Source organism: Bifidobacterium sp. ESL0745 (assembly GCF_029433335.1).
In the GTDB taxonomy this organism is placed as follows: Bacteria; Actinomycetota; Actinomycetes; order Actinomycetales; family Bifidobacteriaceae; genus Bifidobacterium.
Window position 1 is genome coordinate 1,445,833 of the sequence record NZ_JAQTHX010000001.1, and the last position, 21,767, is coordinate 1,467,599.

Below are 21,767 nucleotides of genomic sequence, written 5' to 3' on the forward strand. Positions count from 1 at the left end.
CACAAGAACCTCCGAAAATATAAAGCGGAGCACAACAAACTAATCAAGCTATGCAAACGCAATAGATAGCTAAAGATAAAAGCAAATGTTTAAAACAAGTAACAACGATGTTGTAACAACCACTAAAGCCGCTCTCAATTTACGTAAACCAACAAGCATTACCCAAGAAAATGCGTTTGTCACAAATACCACAGATTATCAACAAACCCTTTTCTTCCCCTAGGCATAAAATGGAGTAATCTTAGAACGATTTTAAGAGAAATGATACATATGACTGCTACCAACACCTCTGGCGCCTCTCTTTTGTCAAAAATGTTACATATAAAAGTTGCGCCGGTAGTATTGGCTGCATGCATTCCCATACTACTGATAATGGGACAACTTGTTCGTATGATATTGCCTGCAAAATACTTTTATGACAGTTCGTCCATACTTAATATGGTCAATGGCGATGCTGCCGAATATAAGTTTCGCGATATTACATATCGGAGAACAGCGGATTTCTACTCAGCAATCAATATATTCCATTTTTCAACCTTAACTCAATGGAGTCTACTATTAGCCATAATTGGCAGTATTATGCTGGTACCAGTAATACTCAAACTTCCTAAACTGTCACTTATCGATTTTACCTTTGCCTTATGTTTCATAGGCGTACTGAATATCTTCACATTTACAATCAGTAAAGATATGATTCAATTCTCAGTATTTTACATAGCAGCAATTTGCACTACATTGAAAGAGCATTCCAAAGTCATTCCAATTGTGTCTATATCAATACTCTTATTTTTGGAATCAATATTTTACAGACAATATTATCTTCTTGTTTTCGTTTTCTTTATGTTGTACGCTGCAACCACCATCTATATTTCTCGGCGATGCTCAAAATCATCCAAGTTAAGGCGACAAGCAATTATAATAGGATATTTATTCCTAATTGTAATTGTCTTTTTGATTCTAGTTTTTTTGATTGTTCCATCTAAATATAATCAACTTATAATGGTACGATCAGTCACCAATTCTGGACGCTCAGGAAGCCCAGACTCTAACTCTTTAATTACAGAAATTTTCCATAGTACAAACCCGGCAATCGCTGTAGTGAACTTCGTCCTTGATGGGTTCCGTATGATGTTTCCTTTTGAGCTATTGAGAATAAGCCTCAAATATACACCATTCATCATCCTGCAATTGTTACTGGTATTTGAAATATACAAGCAAATCATTGGCAAAAAGCTTTCACAACCTAATAGAAGTTACTTCGCTTTTTGCCTCCTCATGGCTTTTTTGATGGTCTCTTTCTTCTTTGAGCCAGATTTTGGATCATGGATTCGCCATGAATCATGTATCTTTCCACTTATCTGTTCTATGCTCTCTAATAAGCCTGAACATTTAGATTCCGAGCGAAATCTTAATAGTTCGCTCGAGTCACACCAGGGTCTTCCCATCCCATCGGAGTCTGATCAACACTAAGATCATTGACCGTCTTGGGGGAAGTCGTTACATCGAAGGAAAAGGTTACGGAGGCTCCCGGCATCACTGTAGCTATAGCAGCGTAGACATTTTTACCATCAAGAGTCATTTTCTTGGGAGATTCTGACTTGCCACTGACTGAAACATTGGATATGCTTCCTCCAGCAGGCGCATAAATCAATGTTTTCTCAGTTCCACTTCCAGAAGGTACAATGTAATAGTTCTCTCCACTGATATAACGGGGAACTGCACTAAGTTCCTGATTCGTGACGGTATTGGTCATAGTGTAGTTCACATGGTAAGTTCGAGCGCCAGTTGAGTTGGTACTAGTTCTTGTGATTTTTGATGTCCGCTTTACATACCAGTCCATCTTTGAAGAATTCTGTTCAGTAACGTACACGCCGACCTGCGGATTTTCTTCGCTGTTAGGAGTCTGTGCAGTATAGCCGCTGGTCATATAGTTCTGTTCAAGGTTCTGATCGAACGAGTAGATGGAGAAGTGGCGACCTTTGGCCATCTCCCCTAATAGCCCGCCAAGTTGTGCCATTTTATTGAGATTCAATCCCGAAAACATGCTATTGACCGATTGCGTAGCGACCTCGCCAAAGACCAAATCCTGCTGAGCCGGCGAATACGTCTTATATATAGTATTAAGCAGGAACTCAGCAGTATTGTCCCCAGTGAGTACTTGCCCGTTTGCCAGCTTGACGTTTCCATTGAGCTTGATAAGCGCCTGAAGAAACACCGGATCCATGGTTACCACACCATCTATGGGCTGCTTTTTACCCCAAGAAGTACGGCTCCAGATGGACTGCATCGCTTCCGCGGTTCGGGATGTGTCAGGGAACACCGCCAAATCACGAATATCAAAAGACATTGGCAACGGACCCCAGGAATGGAACATCGCACTTTCGCTGCTGGTGACGCGAGCGCTTCCATAAGGTAGATAATCTGCATTCGGCCTGAATTGCCCAATCGAGATTTTCCCGTTACTCGTGGTCATCAACCCGACCGAGCCGATGAGTCCGCCTGCTGAGCGTGCCTCGGAAGTAGTCATCGACATTACCGCGTAATTATGAGTCTGGTTGGCACCTAGGAAATCAGGTAGTATCTGGAAGGTTTTGGCGAGGTCATCGACCTTTTTTGCCAAATTGCTGAGTTTGTCGTCGGAAGACTTATACGTGGTGCGTATGACACTTAACTTGGCCCTCTGTGCCGGCAGCTGATGGAAATTCCCTACTTGAGTCTGCATGGCCACGTTAGCAGTTTTCATACCGTTCTGGGCCTGAATGATCGGCTGAAGGTTGATCTGCCCGTTGCCATCACTCAACTTTGCCGACTTCAACTGGGTGACCACGTTGAGGAACTGCGGCACCGAATCGCGCACGATGCCATCCACTGAAGAGGTCATTCCTTGAAATGTCTTGATGTCATTACCAATATAGGGCGCTTTCGCAGCCATGTTCCACAGTTTGCCATGCGAAATTTCCTTAGCCTGCTGCGTCTCACTCTGAATCGCGGGCAGCTGCTGCGAAACCTGGTCAAGCGAATTGAGGTCATTCGTGCCTGAGAACCCGCTGAGCATGGTCACCGCATTCTGTTCATGCGTCTTGACCTCTTTGGCCTGGTCATACATGGTCTTGCCGAAATACCCGCCGATGCACACTATGGCAAGCAGCAGAACGAATATCACCAACAGCACCCAGCGCCAGACATGATGCCGACGCATAGGCCTGGTAGCTGCCAAATGCCTGCCTCGTGGTTCACGCATGAAAAATCCCTTCGACGATACAACAAAGAACCATTATGCACGACCACCTTAAAATTCGCATCCACAATGCGAATTCTGCACAGATTCGGTATAAGTTCAATACGACAGTCAAAAACAAATAGTCGAAACATTAGGATGTTGAACATAGTAAAACAGGCGTACGCCAGAGAGCATGGGAAAACGAATTTTTGCCTATCCCCTATGTATTATGGAGTGGGCAATTTAATGGAGATAGAAGAGGTTACGCCGTGGCAAAGAAAGTAGAATCAGGTCATTTGGCACAGGCCTCTGCCACCACGCACCTTGACGATGAAACCTTGAATCTTGGCCAGGGGCTCAACGCTTCTATTCCACCGTCGCAAGTAAAACGAACCGCTTCTTCTTCTCCACATCATGATGATGAATCCATAGGCAACAGTTTCTTCGACGGATCATATTTCCTCTCAGATAGCAACGGCGTATTCCATTCCAAGGCAACCGGTTCCAATCATCACTTGCTGAGTTATTCCATCCCTAAATGGAGCATTCTCTTCAATGCAACACTTATCGCGCTCGATGTAGTGATGACGCTTCTGGCTACGGCAATAGTGTTGTTCTTCGATAAAGCCGCCTTCCAAAACCTTCAAGGACAATCAACCGATTCATCACGTCTGAGCGAATTCCTTCTGCTGATTTGCATTGCCTGGATTGCTAGCCTCGCTTCGCAGCATATCTACCACCGCCACGCCATGGGCGAAGGCTACGAGCTCTATAGCAAAATCCTTAATGCGACCTTGGTCGATTTCGTCATCATCTGCATGTTCAGCTATATCTTCAAGCTCGACATTCCTCGTTCCCTGACGATTCTCATTCCCCTTTGCTCATGCGTTCTGGAACTGTTCGAGCGCTGGATTATGCGGCGCTCCTTGCACCGTCATCGGCGTGCAGCCACGTATATGTACGATACAGTGATCGTGGGCTCTCCTGAAGGCATTCACAAGGTCATCGCGCAACTCAAAGAGAACCCTGGTATGGGCTACAAGCCCGTCGCGGTTTGCCCCGTCGTTTCCGTTTCCAAACCTAGCGGAGATTTGAATTCCTCTGAGGCGCAACAACTGGTCTCCGTGCCATTCAGCAGCACTTGCCCTGAAGAAAAGGGTCTGATCGTGATGTCGATGGACTCCCACCTGCCAAAAAAGGCGAAAGAGCTTGGCGCCCAGGCCATTCTCATCGCAGATGTCATGTCCCGGTATTCCGAAACAATGCGAACCTTCTCACTGGCCGTCGAATCGATGGGCATCGAGTTGGCGTTCATGGCCAACGTCGCCGATATCGCCTCTTCGCAGCTCCACCTGCGCAGCAATCCTTCGATGCCGATGCTCACCGCCCGTCTGCCGCAATATTCCACGCTGACCAGGGTGCTTAAGAGGGTGTTCGACATCATCGGTTCCACGATTGCCATCGTGATTTCCTCACCGGTGATGGCCTACGTCGCCATCCGTGTCAAAGCCCAGGACGGCGGCCCTGCGATGTATTCGCAGCAGCGTATCGGGCTTTACGGCAAGCCGTTCACCCTTTATAAATTCCGCTCGATGCTCGTCAATGCCGACAAATACGACGAGAAGGTAGCGGAAGAGACCGGTAATTTCCACGGCATCCTTTTTAAAGCCGAAGATGACCCGCGCATCACCAAATTCGGGCATTTTATCCGCAAGACCTCACTCGATGAATTCCCGCAGTTCTTCAACGTGTTCAAAGGTGACATGAGCCTTGTCGGCCCTCGCCCCCAGCAGCAGTACGAAGTGGATCAATACGGATCGCTGTATTCGGCACGTCTGCTGGTCAAGCCTGGCATCACCGGCCCATGGCAGATTTCCGGACGTAACGCGTTGAGCCAGGAGGAAAGCGAACAGCTCGACATCTCGTATGTGGAGAACTGGTCGTTTACCGGCGATCTCGCCATCCTTTTGAAGACCGTAATGGCTGTATTCCGTGGCACCGGCGTCTGATTCAGCAACAACCGGCGAGTCTTATAAAATAGTTATGATTACCGAAATGAAATAGCTCATTGGCAATCACTTTTGCTCAACATTTGCTCGAATCGAAAATCGGGAAAGATTCCAAGGAGAGCCAAGATCATCCATAATTTGCACTACAATTTCGCAAGTTTCCGTTCGTCTTCCATAATGAAACACTGCCCCCTTGCCCATCCTATTGATGGTGTAATCTGAACCGAGTTATGATACGGCGGCGATGGCAAATCTTCTTCGCTGTCGTGAAAATCGAATGTTTGTTGGATATAGTGGAATACGTATGCAGGTAATAATAATGAAAATTTCAGCGCAACAAGGAAGGAGCGACTGATCGTGTCTGATCCTATGCAAACACCGGCAAAATCTCCCTCCAAACCATCTTTGTCGAAAGCACTCACCAAAGAAGAATCCTACGTCGACGGGCACCTGAGCCACGCAGCTTTCGTTTCCATCGCCATCCTGACCTTCATCACCTTCATCGGCAACTTCACCCAGCTGCAGCTAAGCGCCGCCCTGCCGACCATCGTCCGCGAGTTCAATATCAACGTGACCACCGGCCAGTGGCTCACCTCCGTCATCCAGCTTGTGCAGGGCGTCATGGTGCCGCTTACGGCCTACCTCACTCGCCGCTTCTCCACCCGCCAGATCGTCATCACTTCGATGAGCATCTTCACGCTGGGGTCGATACTGGCGTGGTTCGGCCCGACCTTCATCCTCGTGCTCGCCGGGCGTACGCTCGAGGCAATCGGATCCGGCGTGATGTGGCCGGTGCTACAAATCATCGTCTTCTCGGTCTTCCCCATGTCGAAGCGGGGCGTGGCCATGGGCACCGTGGGCGTGGCCATGAGCGTCGCCCCCGCCATCGGCCCGACCTTCGGCGGCTGGCAGACCGACGCCAACGGCTGGCGCTCGATTTTCGTTTCGCTGACCATCGTCGGCGCGATCGCGCTGGTGCTCGCCATCTTCTTTCTGCACAACTTCGGCGAACGCGACAACGAGGCCAAGGCCGATTTCTTCTCGGTCTGCCTTTCCGTCATCGGTTTCGGCGGGCTTCTTTTCGGTTTCACGAACATCGAGGCCTATGCCTTCACTGCTCCTGTGGTCTGGCTGCCCATGGCCGTTGGTCTGGTCGGCATCGTCTGGTTCGTCACCCGCCAGCTCAAGGGCGCCAAGCGCTACAAGGCCGAGCTCAAGGAGCTTCTTGCTGGCCTCGAAGAGAACGAGCATTTGCAGGAAGAAGCCAATCACCCGCAGAGTGTGGCCGAGCTTCGCGCCGCCATCAAGCGTTTGAAAGCCGACCCGGATTCCGCCGCAAAGCTTGAGGAACACTTCAAGACGCCAAAGGTCCGCGAACAAATCGAGAAAATCCGCAGGCTGCAGCCGCCGCTGCTCGACTTGACCGTGCTGAAAAACAAGAATTTCAGGGTCGGCACGATTACCGCCGCCATGAGCTTCTTCGCCTTCAGCTCCATCACCGTCATCATCCCGCTTTTCATCCAGAACGACCGCGGCTATTCCGCCACGATTTCCGGCCTGGTGATGCTCCCCGGCGCACTCGGCCAGTGCATCTCGCAGTTCGGTGGCGGACGGCTTCTGGACAAGTTCGGCGCGCGTCCTGTGGCATTGATCGGCTCCATCACGCTGATGACCGGCACCATCATGATGAGTTTCATCGGCATGGGCGTGCCGATCTGGTGGGTCTCGATCTGCCAGTTCACCCGTCAGATAGGCATGGGCTTCGTCCTGATGCCCATCACGACGTGGTCACTCAACTGTCTGACTGCGGGAAGCGTTTCCGCAGGTTCGGCCGTCACCAACACGGTCCGGCAGATATCCGGGGCCATTGGCGCGCCGGTTCTGGTCATCCTCATGGAGGAATTTACCAAGATTTTCCGCCACTCGACGGGTGCCGGCCATGCGGGAGCCGTACTTGCCAACGTCTATGGCATCCGTGCCTCGCTCATCATCAGCTCGGTGATCGCCTTCGGCATGGTCATGCTCGTGCTCTTCGGTGTCCGTGGCCAAGGCGCCGGTTCCGCCCGTGACCTCGCCAACCGCACCCTGCGTCACGTCCGCGTCCCCCGCTTCCACGCACACAAGCAAGGCTGATATGCCACTGATTTACTAAATCACGGTTAAATCTAAAATGTCGATGCGCGTCTTGAAATCCAAGGTCACGCGTCAGCATTTTTACTTTTGGGGAATTTCTTGTGCAGGGCATGTTCGAAGCACTTTTGAAATGGCTTGTTTTTCAGCGGTCGTGACGGTGAGGTTGTATTTTTGCTTGACGCCGACCTGGCGGGCGACATAGGCACAGCGGAACTTGCGATTGGCCGGCAGCCAGTACGCGGCGGAAGCAGACCCCTTCTGTTGGTTGGCTGGACCGTCGACAGACAAGAGATTGTAGGGATCGTTGCCGTATTCCTGCTTGGTGGCCGCGTCCCACTTGCTCGCGCCGGACTGCCACGCATTTTCCAGAGCCACCACATGGTCGATCTGCACTGCAGCACTGGTCCGCTTGCCTCGCACGAAACCGATGGTTTTGCCGGTGTACGGCTCACGCAAACTGCCCGACTTGACCTGACAGGCGCTTGGTGCCCTGTATCTGACAGCGGTCATGTCACGTTTGAGGATATCGTCGCGGATAGTACAGCCGTCGCCATCGTCGTCGGTGGTGTTGTAACCGAACGAATCACGGTCGTAACCGCGCGTACTCGGATGATCGTCGACCGGCAGCGTCGCCAGCACTTGCGCCACCGGCCCTGTGGCCACGTACTGTCCGGTCATCTGCGCCAGCGGGCTGCTTACTTTCGGCAACACCAATCCCACAGCGACACCGATAAGGCACGCCGCTGCCAGCAAAATCAGAAATCTCGTCAGCAGCCTGTCGAAGTTAATCCATCGCCGCCGAAAATGGGCGCCATCGCCCCGTCTACAGCCTTTGCAGGGTCGATAGCCGTAGTTGTTAGGTTCCGACCGTATCGTCGCTCTGATGCCCCGAATCGCCATGTCTATCACCAGCTCTTTCCCAATAATTTTTATTACTAAAACCAATCAATGCAACAACCAAATGAATGATGATTCAGAAATACAAAAATCTCAAAGGAAAAGCAAGGATTCGGAGCCGATTTAAAGAAAAATCAAGATTTCTTGATATTACGTTTGAAAGAAAGAACTCACAAACGAAGTTGCCCGGCACCTCTTGCGAAGTACCGGGCAACGTAGCGATTCAACTACGCTTCACACGCTTCAGGAAAGCGGGGCGAGGTCCAGCGGAACGCCGGGGCCCATCGTCGAGGTGAGCGTCGCCTTGGAGATGTAGCGGCCCTTCACGGTGGAAGGACGCAGACGCTTGATCTCGTTGGCAACGGCCTGGAAGTTCTCTTCCAGAGCCTTCTGATCGAAGGACTTCTTGCCGATGATGAACGACAGGTTGCCGTTCTTGTCGACACGGAACTCGATCTTGCCGCCCTTGATGTCCTTGACAGCCTTGGCCACATCCATGGTCACGGTGCCGGTCTTCGGGTTCGGCATGAGGCCACGGGGGCCGAGCACGCGGCCCAAACGGCCGACCTTGCCCATCATGTCGGGAGTGGCGACCACGGCATCAAAGTCGAGGAAGCCGCCCTGCACCTTGGCGACCATATCGTCGTCACCGACCATGTCAGCGCCGGCTTCGGCAGCTTCGGTGGCCTTCGGACCACGTGCGAACACGAGGACCGTTGCGGTCTTGCCGGTGCCGTTGGGCAGATTGACCACGCCACGGACCAGCTGATCCGCCTTACGCGGGTCGACACCCAGGCGGTAGGTGGCTTCGATGGTCTCATCGAAACCGCGCTCGGGCATGCTCTTCAGCAGCGCGATAGCTTCGGAAGCGGTGTACAGATTGCTGCCGTCGACCTTTTCGGCCGATTCACGATATTTCTTGGAATGCTTGTTAGCCATCTGTTCTCCTCCCTCAGCCTTCGACCGTGATACCCATCGAACGGGCGGTGCCCGCGATGATCTTCATTCCGGCCTCGACGTCGCGAGCGGACAGATCGGCCATCTTGGTCTCGGCGATCTCACGGACCTGAGCCGAGGTGACGGAGCCGACCTTGTGGGTCAGCGGGTTGTCGGTGCCCTTCTTGATACCGGCGGCCTTGAGCAGAAGCGCTGCGGCCGGCGGGGTCTTCAGAACGTAATCGAACGAGCGATCCTCGTAGACGGTGATTTCGACAGGAACGACCTGCCCCATCTTGTCTTTCGTCGCTTCGTTGTAGGACTTGCAGAAGTCCATGATGTTGACGCCATGCGAACCGAGGGCAGGACCGAGCGGCGGGGCAGGATTGGCCTTGCCGGCCTCGATCTGCAGCTTGATCAGCGCAGTGACCTTTTTCTTAGCCATAAAAATGGCTCCTTTTCGTTGTCCGTGCGGTAATGACGGTCGCCCACGACACCCTGCGACATATCGGATTTTTGCCGTTTCGGTGAGTCGACATCTTGCGATATCGAACAAACCGAATCGTGAAATGCCGAAATCGACATATCACCGATCTTGGTAAAACCTTGGTATATCAAGTGTCATGGGTCTCCTCCCGCAACTGATATTGCTGTGCTGTGCTAGCGGGTCTCCCCTCCAGACACAAGCCTTTCTATTATTCCAAGTAAGCACGACAATGGTAATGCTGATTCAGCGACGGTTACCACTCAAATCAACAACAACGAACCTGAAACGAATGATGCCGCAGGCTTGGTAATTTACGGCATCATCACTGAAATCCTGACAAACCCACGAATCAGAACTTATAGAACTTTCTCGCGTTTTCCACGAAAAGCTTGTCCTGTTCCTCGTCGGTGAGCCCTTCGCAGGCCCTGACATAGGCGTGAATGGTGTCGACGTACGAACCGTGCAGCTTGTCCACCGGGAAGTTGGAAGCGAACATGCATTTGTCGATGCCGAAAGCGTCGAGCGTGGTATAGATCGCCGGCTTGAAGCTTTCCAGCGTCCAATAGTGGTCCATGGAGGCCAGACCGGAGATCTTCACCGCGACGTTGTCGCGCTTGCCGAGCTCGTACATGCCGTTCTTCCAGATCCGCCAGCCGGAAAGATCGCGATCGGCCCACATACCGTCATGATTGACGATGAACATGATGTCGGGGTTGGAATCAATGACCTGCAACGCGCGCTCGAACTGGGTCGGGTAAAGCTGCAGATCGAACGCAAGGTTGTATTTCGCCAGAAGCCGCAGGCCCTTGAGCCACTGCGGATCGTTCATATAATCCTTGTCGCCGTAAGCATAAAGCGGATGCGCATGGATATTCAGAATCTGGCGAACGGTGTGGAAATTCCTGTATTCAAGCTGTTTGACCAGAAGCTCCTCCACGTTCTCATCGCTCAGGTCACCGCCGCCGACGATCGAAATCGGCAGGCCCGACTCGTCGGAGAGCCTTTGCATCTCGCGGGTCTCGGCGAGCGTGTCATCCGCGTTGGCCTGGACGTGGACGGCACCGATCACTCGGATGTTGCTGTCCTCTGTTTCGGCGATGAGGTCGTTCGGCAGGTAATCGTGGATGATCGGCTTCCAGTCGCCTTCGAAGGTCAGTCCCTTCTTCTGTACGTCGAACCACGAATACAGGTCGCTTTTGAGGATGTGGACATGCGCGTCGATGATGGTGCGCGTCCGCTTCTTGATCTCCTCGTCCTGCGGAATGATCGTGTAGAGACGACCGGGAACCTTGGCTCCGGTGTATTCCTCATTTTTTGTCATATGGTTTCACTCCTTTGTTGCGCCAATACGAATGTTGCCGATTACTCCAAACTTTGACGGGACACGGGTTTCTGTACTTGCCCCACTATCATTTGTCGACCTTGGCGGAGGGACAATAGCCGATTTCTTCCGAAATGATTGCGGCGTAGGCCTTGATCCGGTTGCCCAACTGCTTCATGCGCTGCGTGGGCATGAACGTGGCGATTGCGGAAACCGAAATGGCCGCAACCGTCTTGCCTCCCCCGCCTTTGATGGGTGCGGCAACGCAACGGATGTATTTTTGGTTCTCTTCCAGATCGTAAGCGAAACCCTGCCTGGCAAACTTGTGCATCGCCGTAACGAACGCCGCGCAATTGGCGTAGTCGCGTTCGGGCGAACGATCCTGAAGGGTTCGATCCTGCAAATATTGGGATGCCCAGCGCGAATCGTCGTCGATCAAAAGCGCCTTGCCGATGCCGGTATAGGTCAATGGCATCCGGCAACCTGGCCACGAGAGAATCTCCACACCTCGCGTTCCATGAATCTTGTCCAGATAAAGCACGGCACCGGAATCCTCCACGGCCAAGTGAATCGTGTCTTTGGTCTCGTGCGCCAAATCGACGAGTACCGGATGGGCGATTTCCTGAATGGAAATACTGTCTCGGGCTTTGAACCCCAGATCAATCAGCGCTGGGCCCAGGCAAATTCTGCCGGTAGCGTCTTCCCTGAGAAAACACTCGCTGCGAAGCGCCTGAACCAAACGGTGTGTGGTGCTTTTGCTGAGCTTCGTGGCCTCCATCACTTCTTTGAGACTGCAGGCCCCGCCAGACACCGCTCTGAGCACATCGATGCCATGAATCAGCGTCTGTGTGCCGGCAGGGGCATCGTGTCCATCCATATAGCCCAATTTCTCAATCCCGTACATTGATATTTCAATACATGAGTTTTTTATATCTAATCATAGTATGACCTTTGGTGATTGCACAATATACTTATTTATATTGCAATTCGATATACGTTTGCATCAATAACGACAAAAGCCGCGAAAATCATTGGGAAATCATGACATTGCAAGCACCTGATTGACATACCGACAACGATGCGGCCTCAGGATTGTCATTCCCAAAACCGCATCGTTGTTGGGTTGATAGATAGACAAAGGCTAGTCACCTATTACCCGTAACCGTCAATGTCGCCTGTAAGCAACGCTCAGCGGAACTTGCGCACCTCATCCTCCAGTGCGTGTACATACAGATCCGTGTCGCCGGCGACTGCGATGAAATTCGCACCCCACTCGAAATATTTCTTCGCCAAATCAGTGTCGAAAGCGAGCGAGCCGATGGCCTTGCCATGCGAGGCGATGACATCGAACGCATGGTGAATCGACTCCTGCACGTCGGCGTTTGCCGCATCGTCGGGATGCCCCAAAGAAGCCGACAAATCCGCCGGTCCGATGAACACACCATCGATACCGTCGACAGATGCGATTTCATCGATGTTTTCCAGTGCCTGTCTGGACTCGACCTGTACCAGGACGCAGAGATCATCCGCGGCAACGCGCATATAGTTGGGAATTCTGCCCCAGCGACCGGAGCGCGCGATGGCTCCGCCAACGCCTCGGATTCCTTCGGGCGCATAACGAGTGGCACGAACCATCGCTTCGGCCTGTTCGCGCGTATTGACCATCGGCAACAGCAGGGTCTGGGCGCCGAGGTCGAGAACCTGCTTGATAAGTACCGGATCGGAATTGGCCGGACGCACAATCGGGCTGATCGGATAGCCATACAACGCTCGCAGCTGCGCAAGGATGGTGGTCAGGTCGTTGGGCCCATGTTCACCGTCGATCAGCACCCAGTCGAATCCGGCATCCGCCGAAATTTCAGCTGTGGTGGCCGAGCCGAACGCGAGCCATAGGCCCAGCAATCGTTGGTCTGTTTTCAACGCTTCCTTAAAGGCGTTATGCGGATTCTTGTATTCCATAAAATTCCTTTCCTGATTCACTTTCCTTTTCCACTGCTGTCATCCACTCACGATCAACAACGATCAGTGGGTGTACGGACGCTCCAACGGGCATTCCCTATTGAGCTCGACACCGAAGCCGGGCTTGTCAAGCTCTTCGGCGGTGATGATGCCATCGTGCGGCACCGGCTCGCCGATGAGAATCGGGTCGAACTGCGGACGGATATGGTCGGCCTTGGGCGCGGTCATGAGCATTTCGCTGAACGGCGTGTTCGTGAATGTGATGACGGCATGATGCGAATAGACGGAGGAACCATGAGGCACCACCAGCTGGCCATGCGACTTCGCCAACGCGGCGATCTCGCACAGCGAAGTGATGCCGCCGCACCAGCCGACATCGGGCTGCAGGATATCGACGCCGGCGTCGCAAAGGTCTTTGAAAGCGCTCAAGTTGCCGGTGTGCTCGCCGGTGGTCATCATCATGCCTTTAGGCATATTGCGCTTGAGCTCACGATAGCTCTCGACATCCGCAGGCGGGAAGCACTCTTCCATCCACTTCAACTTGTAAGGCGCGGCCGCATAGGCGAACTTGGTGGCGTAATTGACGTCCATGCTCATCCAGCAGTCGTACATCAGCCAGAAGTTGTCACCAACTTTCTCGCGCATATCCGCGAGCGTCGCGATGTCCTTCTCGATACCCTCGTCGCCGAACGCCGAGCTCCAGTGGGTCGGCATCTTGCCACCGATGAAGCCCATCTTCTGGGCCAGATCCGGACGGGCACCGGTAGCATAGAAGTGGATCTCGTCACGGACCGCGCCGCCGAGAATCTTATAAACCGGCAGGCCAATCACTTTGCCGTAAAGATCCCACAGCGCCAGGTCAACACAGGAAATGGTGTTCATCACCACACCGCCGCCGCCGGAATAGAACCAGGTGGCATTGAGCATCTGATCGTGGATCAGCTTGATCTGGTCGACACGCTTGCCTTCGACGAAGCGGTTCAGGTGCTTTTCAACGATGAAGCACCCAATCTGGCCGGCAGTCGAAATCGCGAAGCCGGTGGTACCGTCGGAAGCCTCGACCTCGACGACCAGCGTGCCCAGCACGTTGAGGCCGAAGGACTGGCGCGACTGCTCGTATTCCTTGTATTTGGTCATCGGCGTCGCAATATGGTTGTCAATCCAATGGCCTTTGGGCTGATCGTGATAATCGCCACCGCCTTGGCCGTGGATCTTGGCCGCGGCACCGCCCATGCTATAGGCTCTGATCGCGGTGATCGTCGGTAGCTTCCTTGCTGCTTGCAACGACATTTCAATCTCCATTCATAAACATACAAGATGGCGACAGCACCATCCCAAATCATGCCCTCCCGAAGCTTTCGGAATAGACACTTGCCACTATAAACGACTGGAGAGCGTCGTCCCAATATGTGAAACTTCCACCGACGAAATAAGGATTCGCATTTGCTGGCTTTACCATCCTCGGTCTTCTGCCATATAGGTACCAGTACCAACTATCGGGACGCCTAAAACAATGATGCCGCAGACCTTACGACCTGCGACATCATTACAAAAACTTGAGCGGAACTGATCAGACGATCTTCTCGACTTGGCTGAAGCCCAGCTCGACCGGCGTATCGCGGCCGAAGATGGAAACCAGAACGGTGAGCTTCTGTGTCGTGGGCTCGACGTCGGAAACCGCGCCGGCCATCGTGGCGAATGGTCCATCGATGACGGTGACCTGATCGCCGACCTTGTAGGAAACCTCGACGGTGCGCTTTTTGGCGGCGGCAGGCTTGTCGCCCGCTTCTTTTAGCGCCTGCGAAGCAATCATCGGCGCCATCATCTTGACAACGTCCTTACGGCTCAGCGGTGCCGGCTCCTTGGTGGGGCCTACGAAACCGGTGACACCTTCCGTCTCGCGGACGATACGGCGGGCGTTCTCGTCTGGCCACATACGGATAAGCACATAACCAGGCACACGCACACGGGTGACAACCTTCTTGCCCTTGTCGGTATGCTTCTCGACCTCTTCCATCGGCACTTCAATCTGGAAGATCTGGTCTTCAAGACCGTAGCTCTGGATACGGGATTCAACGTTGGCCTTCACGCGCTTTTCATAGCCGGAATACGTATGGAGCACATACCATTTGCCGTCCAGACCGCGCAGACTCTTGGAAAATTCCTTGACGGCCTTGGCACCGGCATCGTCAGCATCCGTACCGTCGGCGTTTGCCGGGGCATCGGTAGCTGTTTCGGTAGCATCATCTGAGGCATTGGCGTCGTCTCCAGACGGCTCACCGTCCGCCGTGGATTCGGCGGAAGCCACGTTTTCGGTGTCCGCGGAAGCCTCATCGGCACCATCCGCAGGCTTGAGGTCCGCAACCGCGTTTTGCGCAGCGGCATCAGCGTCGGAAGCAGCCGCTGCCGACTGATCATCGCCCGAAACGTCAGGCAATGAGTCCAAGCCTTCGAGATTTACTTCATTATCCATGCTGTTAGTCACCTTTAAAATCGTTTACGCTCAGCCGAAGATCCAAAGAGTCAATCTGCCGAGACCGAAATCCATAGCCGTAACGAGGGCCATCAGGAGCACCACAAAAATAAACACGGCAATCGACCAACCGGCCAGCTCCTTGGCACTCGGCGTGACAACCTTACGCAGCTCGTCGATAACCTGCTTGATGAACAAGCCGATACGCATAAAAATGTTCGGCTTGACGCTCTCTTCAGACTCGTGTGCCTTCGCCATATCCGTCCTTCGTTTGGCTTGTCATTACTTGGCAGGGAAGGCGGGACTCGAACCCACAACCTACGGTTTTGGAGACCGTTGCGCTACCAATTGCGCCACTTCCCTAGGTGAACTCTGTCTACGATACTCGAAGCACGAGACCATACGACATAAACCGCCGAGGAAATAGTTTAACCGAAAAATCGCTTTTCGTCCACTCCACGTGTCGCGGCGCAATCACCGGCACCGGTCGTAAAAGAAAGTTCAAGCTCGGCTAATCTCGCGAAAATCGATAGATTTCAGCCAACCCATTCCTTGAAGCGGCGCATCCCCTCGGCGAGCGCATCGTCTTCAAGTGCATAGGAGAAACGCAGGAAGCCGGACGCGCCGAACCCTTCGCCGGGGACGGCCGCGACATGCGCTTCCTCAAGCAGCAGCTCTGCAAGTTCGGAAGAGTTCTTGGCAACGTTTCCGTTCTTGCCGAGCGGACGGTTCAGCAGCGCCTTGACATCGGCAAACGCATAGAACGCGCCCTTGGGCATGCGGCAGGTGACGCCGTCGACGGCATTGAGACCAGCGACAATTGCCTTGCGACGCTTGTCAAACGCCTTGCGCATCATGGCGACCGCGTCAAGCGAGCCGGACACAGCCGTAAGCGCCGCCTGCTGGCTGACATCGGCCACATTCGAGGTCATGTGCCCCTGTAGTTTGGCGGCGGCCTTGGCTACCGGAAGCGAACCGATGAGCCAGCCGACACGCCAGCCGGTCATGGCGTACGTTTTGGCCACGCCGTTCAGGACAATGAGCTGGTCGCGGATTTCCGGCACCACCGCGCCGATATATGCGGTCTTTTCACCGTCGTAGGTCAAGTGTTCGTAAATCTCGTCGCTCAAAACCCAGACGTGGCGTTCTACGGCCCACTCGCCTACTGCACGCACCGTCTCTTCACTCCATACAGCTCCAGTGGGATTCGAAGGCGTGTTGACGAAAATAGCCTTGGTTCGCGGGGTGCGCGCAGCCTCGAGTGACTCTACGGTCGGGGCGAAGCCGTTCTCGGCACCACTGAAGACGGTGACCGGCTTGCCGCCGGCGAGTTTCACGGCCTCGGGGTACGTCGTCCAATACGGGGCGGGAATGATGACCTCGTCGCCAGGGTTGATAAGGATCTGCAACGCTTCGTAAACGGCCTGTTTACCGCCATTGGTCACCACGACCTGATCGGGCGAAACCTCATAACCGGAATCGCGCAGCGTCTTTTCGGCGATGGCCTTACGAAGCGGCGGAAGACCAGGGGTTGGGGTGTAATGATGGTTTTTCGGATCGTGGCAAGCTGACGCGGCCGCGTCAACGATGTAATCAGGAGTCGGGAAATTGGGTTCGCCGGCTCCAAAACCGATGACGTCGATGCCCGCGGCCTTCATCGCCTTCGCCTTGGAGTCAACGGCCAAGGTAGCGCTCGGCGCCACGGAATTGATACGATCACTCAAGGTCTGCCACTCTGCCATTTTTATCTCCCGCGTTTTCCGGTGGTGTTTTACCACCACCAGATTAGACCGCAGCCACGAATTGGCGAGACGGATGTGCATATATCGAAAATTGGGACGTATCCACAAATTTTATGGTGTACCCACTCCGCAAATCCTTGAAATCAATTAATCACAGGCAAATAACGCTTTGGGCTCCAACAGCTGCTGGGCTCATGATGCTGCCGCTTTGTCTCCAAGCCTCCACGACTGGCGAATCACACCCAAACTCCGAAATGAATTTGAGATTCACTTCCAAATGCATGATCGATACTACGAAAATGGGTTATCACTGCGAAATTCCAGTAGCCAACAGCCGGGATTACTATCACTTTGCGGGAATATTACAACAAGACCAGATTGTCACGATGGACCAAGGGATGGGCGTATTCCTCGCCCAGCAGGCGCTTGAGCTGGGAAGTGTCGCGGCCAAGGGTGTGTGGGATCTCGTCGGAATCGAAACTCGAAAGGCCTTTGGCGATATGGTTGCCGGCCTCGTCATCGATCCAGACCGGATCACCGGCGGAAAAATTGCCGTGAACTTCAAGCACTCCGGCCGCAAGCAGGCTCGCTTTTCCGCCGAGCACCGCTTTGATTGCACCTTTGTCACCGACCAGCGAACCACGCGGGTTCGCGGCGAAACCGATCCACAGACGACGCGAAGAATCGCGGTGGGCCGCCGGCGCGAAAGCCGTGCCCGTAGGCTTGCCGCTCAGAGCGGCTGCGACGTTGCCGGCATTGGTGAGCACGACGGGAATACCGGAATTGACCGCTATACGCGCCGCCTCCAGCTTGGTGACCATGCCGCCGCTGCCGACGCCCGACGAGCTGCCGCCGACCGAAACACGGTCCAAAATCTTGTCGACGTCGGGAACGAAACCGACCCGTTCAGCTCCCGGTTTGGAAGGTGGGGCGGTATAGAGGCCGTCGACGTCGGTCAAGAGAACCAACGCGTCCGCACGCACGAGATTGGCGACCAGAGCGGAAAGATGGTCGTTGTCGCCGAAACGGATCTCATTGGTGGCCAGCGCATCGTTTTCGTTGACAATCGGCACCACGTTGAGGTCGAGCAGGCGCTGGAGCGTGCGCTGGGCGTTGCGGTAACGCGAGGCGTGCATCGTGTCGTCGGCGGTCAGAAGAATCTGACCGACACGCACGCCGTAACGTGCGAAACCGGTCTCGTAATGCTGCATCAGCACGCCCTGGCCCACGGATGCCGCAGCCTGCTGGGTCGAGACGTCATCCGGCCTTGCATCAAAGCCAAGCGGACCGAAACCGGCGGCGATCGCACCAGACGAGACCAACACCATGCGAGTGCCGTTTTTAGCATGCTGCGCCAAAATCTCAACAAGCGCACTGACCTTATCCACATCCAAATGTCCGGAAGGCTTGGTCAGCGAGCTTGAGCCGACCTTGACCACAACGGTTCGTGCGTTCGCCACCGATTGCCGAACCTGCGACTCACTTGCCTTGTCCATTGTCAGTCATCCATTTCGCTTCATTATTATTCCGCCAGCACCAGCTTACCGGTTGAGACGATATCTCACGCGAGAGCAACCGAGAAAGCATCCAACCATAGCTATTGCAGAGGAATTCGCCAACTTATAGCCAGTTGCTGTTGTGTACCAACGCTTTATACGCAATGTCGCGCTTATGCAATCGATTTGGTGGCAAACAGGCGCGTGACTGGTGGCCAAGCATTATCGCAGCTCGATCACACCCTGATGTCGTTGAACGCTTATTAGGAATTTAAACACGTTTTCATTCAATTTTTGCGCTTAAAATGCTTCCGAACTGCACTACTAGGAATCTAAGCATTTTTTAAGCCGTTTTTTTGCGCTTAAAATCCCATTTATGGTTCACCCTCTGCCCTGATCCTCAGAGATCGCTTTCACCCTCATCATCTGACTCGTGACCGCCGAGAATCGCGTGCTCGTCGTGCCGATCGTCATCGACGCTCGGATCGGCCCAGTGACCGGCCGTTCGTTCCTGACGCATGGCCGCGCGCACGGCGGTTTTGGCGTCCATCATTTCGTGATACTGGCGGCGACGTTCGGTGTTGGTGCGGCGACGGACGCGGTTGCCATCAGCCCCGTCATCCAAACGCAAATCCTTGCCTCGGGCACCCAGCTGGGCACCGTCGAGCATTTCCGCACCGGCGGCGATGGTCGGGTCCCAATCGAAAGCGACTGCATTCTCGCCTTTACCGATACGAACTTCGTCGCCTGGTTTGGCACCGTGACGACGCAAATCATCCTCGACGCCCAGGCCGGCCAGACGATCGGCGAGATATCCCACGGCCTCGTCGTTGTCGAAATTGGTCTGGCGCACCCAACGTTCCGGCTTTGCGCCGGTGACGGTGAACCACACGGCTCCTCTGCGGTTGCTTTCGCGCTCGACATGGAAATCAAGCGAGGTGCCGCGTTCGTCGTCCGCGCGGCGGCGGCGACGCGCGGGCTGTTCCAACGGCTTGATGACCACGCGCTCCTCGTCGCGTTCGGCTTCTTCCTTGACCAACTTCGCACGAAGTTCGGTGACCATCTTGCCCAAAGCGAAACCAAGCTCCTTAAGGCCTTCGTGAGACGCGGTGGAGACGATGAAGGTTTTGAGCCCCATCTTCTCGAACTCAGGGCGCACGAATTCCGCCAATTCCTTGGCCTCCGGCACGTCGGCCTTGTTGAGGATGATGACGCGCGGGCGTTCGGGAATCGGGATGACACCAATCGGCAGCTTGAGCTGGGCGGCATATTTCGCCAGCTCCTCTTCCAGCGCATGATAGTCGGAAATCGGATCACGATCCGGCTCCAGCGTGGCGCAATCGATGACGTGCGCGATGATTTCGGTGCGCTCGATATGACGCAGGAACTCAAGCCCCAAACCCTTGCCTTCCGAAGCTCCGGGAATCAGGCCCGGCACGTCGGCGATCGTATAGCGATATTCCTCAAGCTTGACCACACCGAGGTTCGGGACCAGCGTGGTGAACGGATAATCGGCGATCTTTGGCTTGGCGGCGCTCATCGCAGCAATCAAGCTGGACTTGCCGGCGGACGGAAAACCTACCAACGCCACGTCCGCGATGGATTTGAGCTCAAGGATTACATCGCGTTCCTCACCCGGCTCGCCAAGCAAGGCGAATCCGGGGGCTCGGCGTGTCTTGTTGGCCAGCGCGGCGTTACCGAGACCGCCCATGCCACCCGCGGCGGCGACAAACTTGTCGCCGGCGTGACGCAGATCGGCCAGCTCACGTCCAGGATGCTTGGCCTTGCCCTGCGCACCTTTGGCCTCGAAAATCACGGTTCCCGGCGGTACGGGCAGCACCACGTCCGCGCCTTTCGACCCGTCTTTGGTGTCGCCCAAACCCATTGTGCCGCTTTCGGCCTTGCGATGCGGGACGAAACGATAATCCAAAAGGCTGTTGGCGTTGGCATCGGCCACGAAGATGACGGAACCACCATCCCCTCCGTTGCCACCGTTCGGACCGGCCAACGGCTTGTATTTCTCGCGCTTGACGCCTGCGGACCCGTTGCCGCCATCCCCGCCCTTGACGTGGACGGTCACTCTATCTACAAAGTCTGTCATATTTCCTTACCTTACCGGTGGGTATTCATCTTCCCATAACCCTACCGACGAGCCGAGCAATTATCGTTTTGGGCAAAACAGCAACATAGCCGAACACAGCAAAAGGCTTATACTCATGCTCCCGGGCACTTCAAGCTAATTCTCTGACGCCTTGATATACGCAATGTTTCAAACCAATCGTCAATGGTCACCGGCGTATGTCTGTCAATCGCCTTCCAACGCCAGAATGTTCGGCACTTCGGTATCGATATCACACACCCATTAAAATCAAAAGGCCGTACCCGCTGGGGTACGACCTTTTATTAAAACTAATTGAGCTCGTTAAGCTCGGGGTCTCACTCGGAGACGACGTCGACGACCTTGCGATCGCGGCGAACGCCGAACTTCACGTTGCCGTCGGACAACGCGAACAAGGTGTGATCCTTGCCGGTGCCGACGTTCTGGCCGGCGTGGAACTTGGTGCCACGCTGACGAACGATGATGTTGCCGGCGACGACAGGCTCGCCACCGAACTTCTTCACGCCGAGGTATTGCGCGCTTGAATCGCGACCGTTGCGGGAAGCGGATGCGCCCTTCTTATGTGCCATTGTCTGTTCCTTTCAGTCCTTAAATTACCGTTGCTTGAATCAGGCGATTGCCGTGATCTTGATGACGGAAAGCGGCTGACGATGACCCTTGCGACGGGCGACACCAGTCTTGTTCTTGAACTTCTGAATGTTGATCTTCGGACCCTTGGCCTCGTCGTCAACGACCTCGGCCTTGACGGAAACCTTGGCAAGATCCTTGGCGGCAAGCGTCACCTTGGCGCCGTCGACCACGAGCGCGACCGGGAACTCCACGGTATCGCCCTTCTTCGCATCGAGACGGTTGACCAGGATGACGTCACCGACCTCGACCTTTTCCTGATGGCCACCGGCCTTCACAATCGCGTACATATCTCGTTCCTTGCTATTTCGAAAGCTAAACTGCCCAGCACGTCTTCGACTTCCACGG

17 protein-coding genes and 1 tRNA gene are annotated in these 21,767 nt (G+C 54.2%); 2 read left to right on the forward strand and 16 right to left on the reverse strand.

Annotated elements, in window-relative coordinates:
* Positions 1 to 1,408: 1,408 nt before the first annotated feature.
* Positions 1,409 to 3,241 (reverse strand): DUF4012 domain-containing protein, encoded by a 1,833-nt coding sequence (locus tag PT275_RS05680; protein ID WP_277153135.1) that lies wholly within the window; start codon positions 3,239 to 3,241, stop codon positions 1,409 to 1,411.
* Between the two features lie 248 nt (positions 3,242 to 3,489).
* On the opposite strand from PT275_RS05680, the gene PT275_RS05685 reads away from it, so the two are divergent.
* Together PT275_RS05685 and PT275_RS05690 are read left to right on the forward strand one after the other, a co-directional pair.
* Positions 3,490 to 5,229 carry a sugar transferase gene (locus PT275_RS05685; RefSeq protein ID WP_277153137.1) on the forward strand — a complete coding sequence of 580 codons (1,740 nt, stop codon included), beginning with the start codon at positions 3,490 to 3,492 and terminating at the stop codon, positions 5,227 to 5,229.
* Positions 5,230 to 5,598: 369 nt separating this feature from the next.
* Positions 5,599 to 7,362 carry an MFS transporter gene (locus PT275_RS05690; protein ID WP_277153679.1) on the forward strand — a complete coding sequence of 588 codons (1,764 nt, stop codon included), beginning with the start codon at positions 5,599 to 5,601 and terminating at the stop codon, positions 7,360 to 7,362.
* Between the two features lie 81 nt (positions 7,363 to 7,443).
* Here the strand turns inward: PT275_RS05690 and PT275_RS05695 are convergent, their stop codons facing one another.
* The 15 genes from PT275_RS05695 to rplU all read right to left on the reverse strand — a co-directional run bounded on the left by PT275_RS05695 (position 7,444) and on the right by rplU (position 21,709).
* Positions 7,444 to 8,121: an HNH endonuclease family protein gene (locus tag PT275_RS05695; protein WP_348519515.1), complete on the reverse strand. Its 678-nt coding sequence runs from the start codon at positions 8,119 to 8,121 to the stop codon at positions 7,444 to 7,446.
* A gap of 381 nt (positions 8,122 to 8,502) precedes the next feature.
* Positions 8,503 to 9,198: a 50S ribosomal protein L1 gene (gene rplA, locus PT275_RS05700; protein ID WP_277143605.1), complete on the reverse strand. Its 696-nt coding sequence runs from the start codon at positions 9,196 to 9,198 to the stop codon at positions 8,503 to 8,505.
* A gap of 13 nt (positions 9,199 to 9,211) precedes the next feature.
* Positions 9,212 to 9,640 carry a 50S ribosomal protein L11 gene (gene rplK / locus PT275_RS05705; protein WP_277153139.1) on the reverse strand — a complete coding sequence of 143 codons (429 nt, stop codon included), beginning with the start codon at positions 9,638 to 9,640 and terminating at the stop codon, positions 9,212 to 9,214.
* Positions 9,641 to 10,031: 391 nt separating this feature from the next.
* Positions 10,032 to 11,003, reverse strand: a complete 972-nt coding sequence (locus PT275_RS05710; protein ID WP_277153141.1) for an amidohydrolase family protein — start codon at positions 11,001 to 11,003, stop codon at positions 10,032 to 10,034.
* Between the two features lie 88 nt (positions 11,004 to 11,091).
* A complete protein-coding gene (locus PT275_RS05715) occupies positions 11,092 to 11,880 on the reverse strand; it encodes an IclR family transcriptional regulator (protein ID WP_277153143.1) in 789 nt (262 codons plus the stop codon).
* 311 nt (positions 11,881 to 12,191) lie between these two features.
* Positions 12,192 to 12,962, reverse strand: a complete 771-nt coding sequence (locus tag PT275_RS05720) for an HpcH/HpaI aldolase/citrate lyase family protein (protein WP_277153145.1) — start codon at positions 12,960 to 12,962, stop codon at positions 12,192 to 12,194.
* Between the two features lie 63 nt (positions 12,963 to 13,025).
* On the reverse strand, positions 13,026 to 14,252 hold the full coding sequence (gene rhmD / locus PT275_RS05725; protein ID WP_277153147.1) for an L-rhamnonate dehydratase: 1,227 nt from the start codon (positions 14,250 to 14,252) through the stop codon (positions 13,026 to 13,028).
* Between the two features lie 280 nt (positions 14,253 to 14,532).
* Positions 14,533 to 15,435, reverse strand: coding sequence for a transcription termination/antitermination protein NusG (nusG, locus tag PT275_RS05730; RefSeq protein ID WP_277153149.1), 903 nt, complete (start codon positions 15,433 to 15,435; stop codon positions 14,533 to 14,535).
* A gap of 30 nt (positions 15,436 to 15,465) precedes the next feature.
* Positions 15,466 to 15,693, reverse strand: a complete 228-nt coding sequence (gene secE, locus PT275_RS05735) for a preprotein translocase subunit SecE (RefSeq protein ID WP_277153151.1) — start codon at positions 15,691 to 15,693, stop codon at positions 15,466 to 15,468.
* A 29-nt stretch (positions 15,694 to 15,722) separates the two neighbouring features.
* Positions 15,723 to 15,798 (reverse strand) — tRNA-Trp (locus PT275_RS05740).
* A gap of 173 nt (positions 15,799 to 15,971) precedes the next feature.
* Positions 15,972 to 17,177, reverse strand: coding sequence for a pyridoxal phosphate-dependent aminotransferase (locus PT275_RS05745; protein WP_277153153.1), 1,206 nt, complete (start codon positions 17,175 to 17,177; stop codon positions 15,972 to 15,974).
* Between the two features lie 362 nt (positions 17,178 to 17,539).
* Positions 17,540 to 18,673 (reverse strand): glutamate 5-kinase, encoded by a 1,134-nt coding sequence (gene proB / locus PT275_RS05750; protein WP_277153154.1) that lies wholly within the window; start codon positions 18,671 to 18,673, stop codon positions 17,540 to 17,542.
* Positions 18,674 to 19,073: 400 nt separating this feature from the next.
* A complete protein-coding gene (gene obgE, locus PT275_RS05755; RefSeq protein ID WP_277153157.1) occupies positions 19,074 to 20,774 on the reverse strand; it encodes a GTPase ObgE in 1,701 nt (566 codons plus the stop codon).
* Positions 20,775 to 21,109: 335 nt separating this feature from the next.
* Complete coding sequence (rpmA, locus tag PT275_RS05760) at positions 21,110 to 21,361, reverse strand: 50S ribosomal protein L27 (protein ID WP_277149079.1); 252 nt, start codon at positions 21,359 to 21,361, stop codon at positions 21,110 to 21,112.
* A gap of 39 nt (positions 21,362 to 21,400) precedes the next feature.
* Positions 21,401 to 21,709: a 50S ribosomal protein L21 gene (gene rplU / locus PT275_RS05765; protein WP_277153159.1), complete on the reverse strand. Its 309-nt coding sequence runs from the start codon at positions 21,707 to 21,709 to the stop codon at positions 21,401 to 21,403.
* Positions 21,710 to 21,767: the final 58 nt, after the last annotated feature.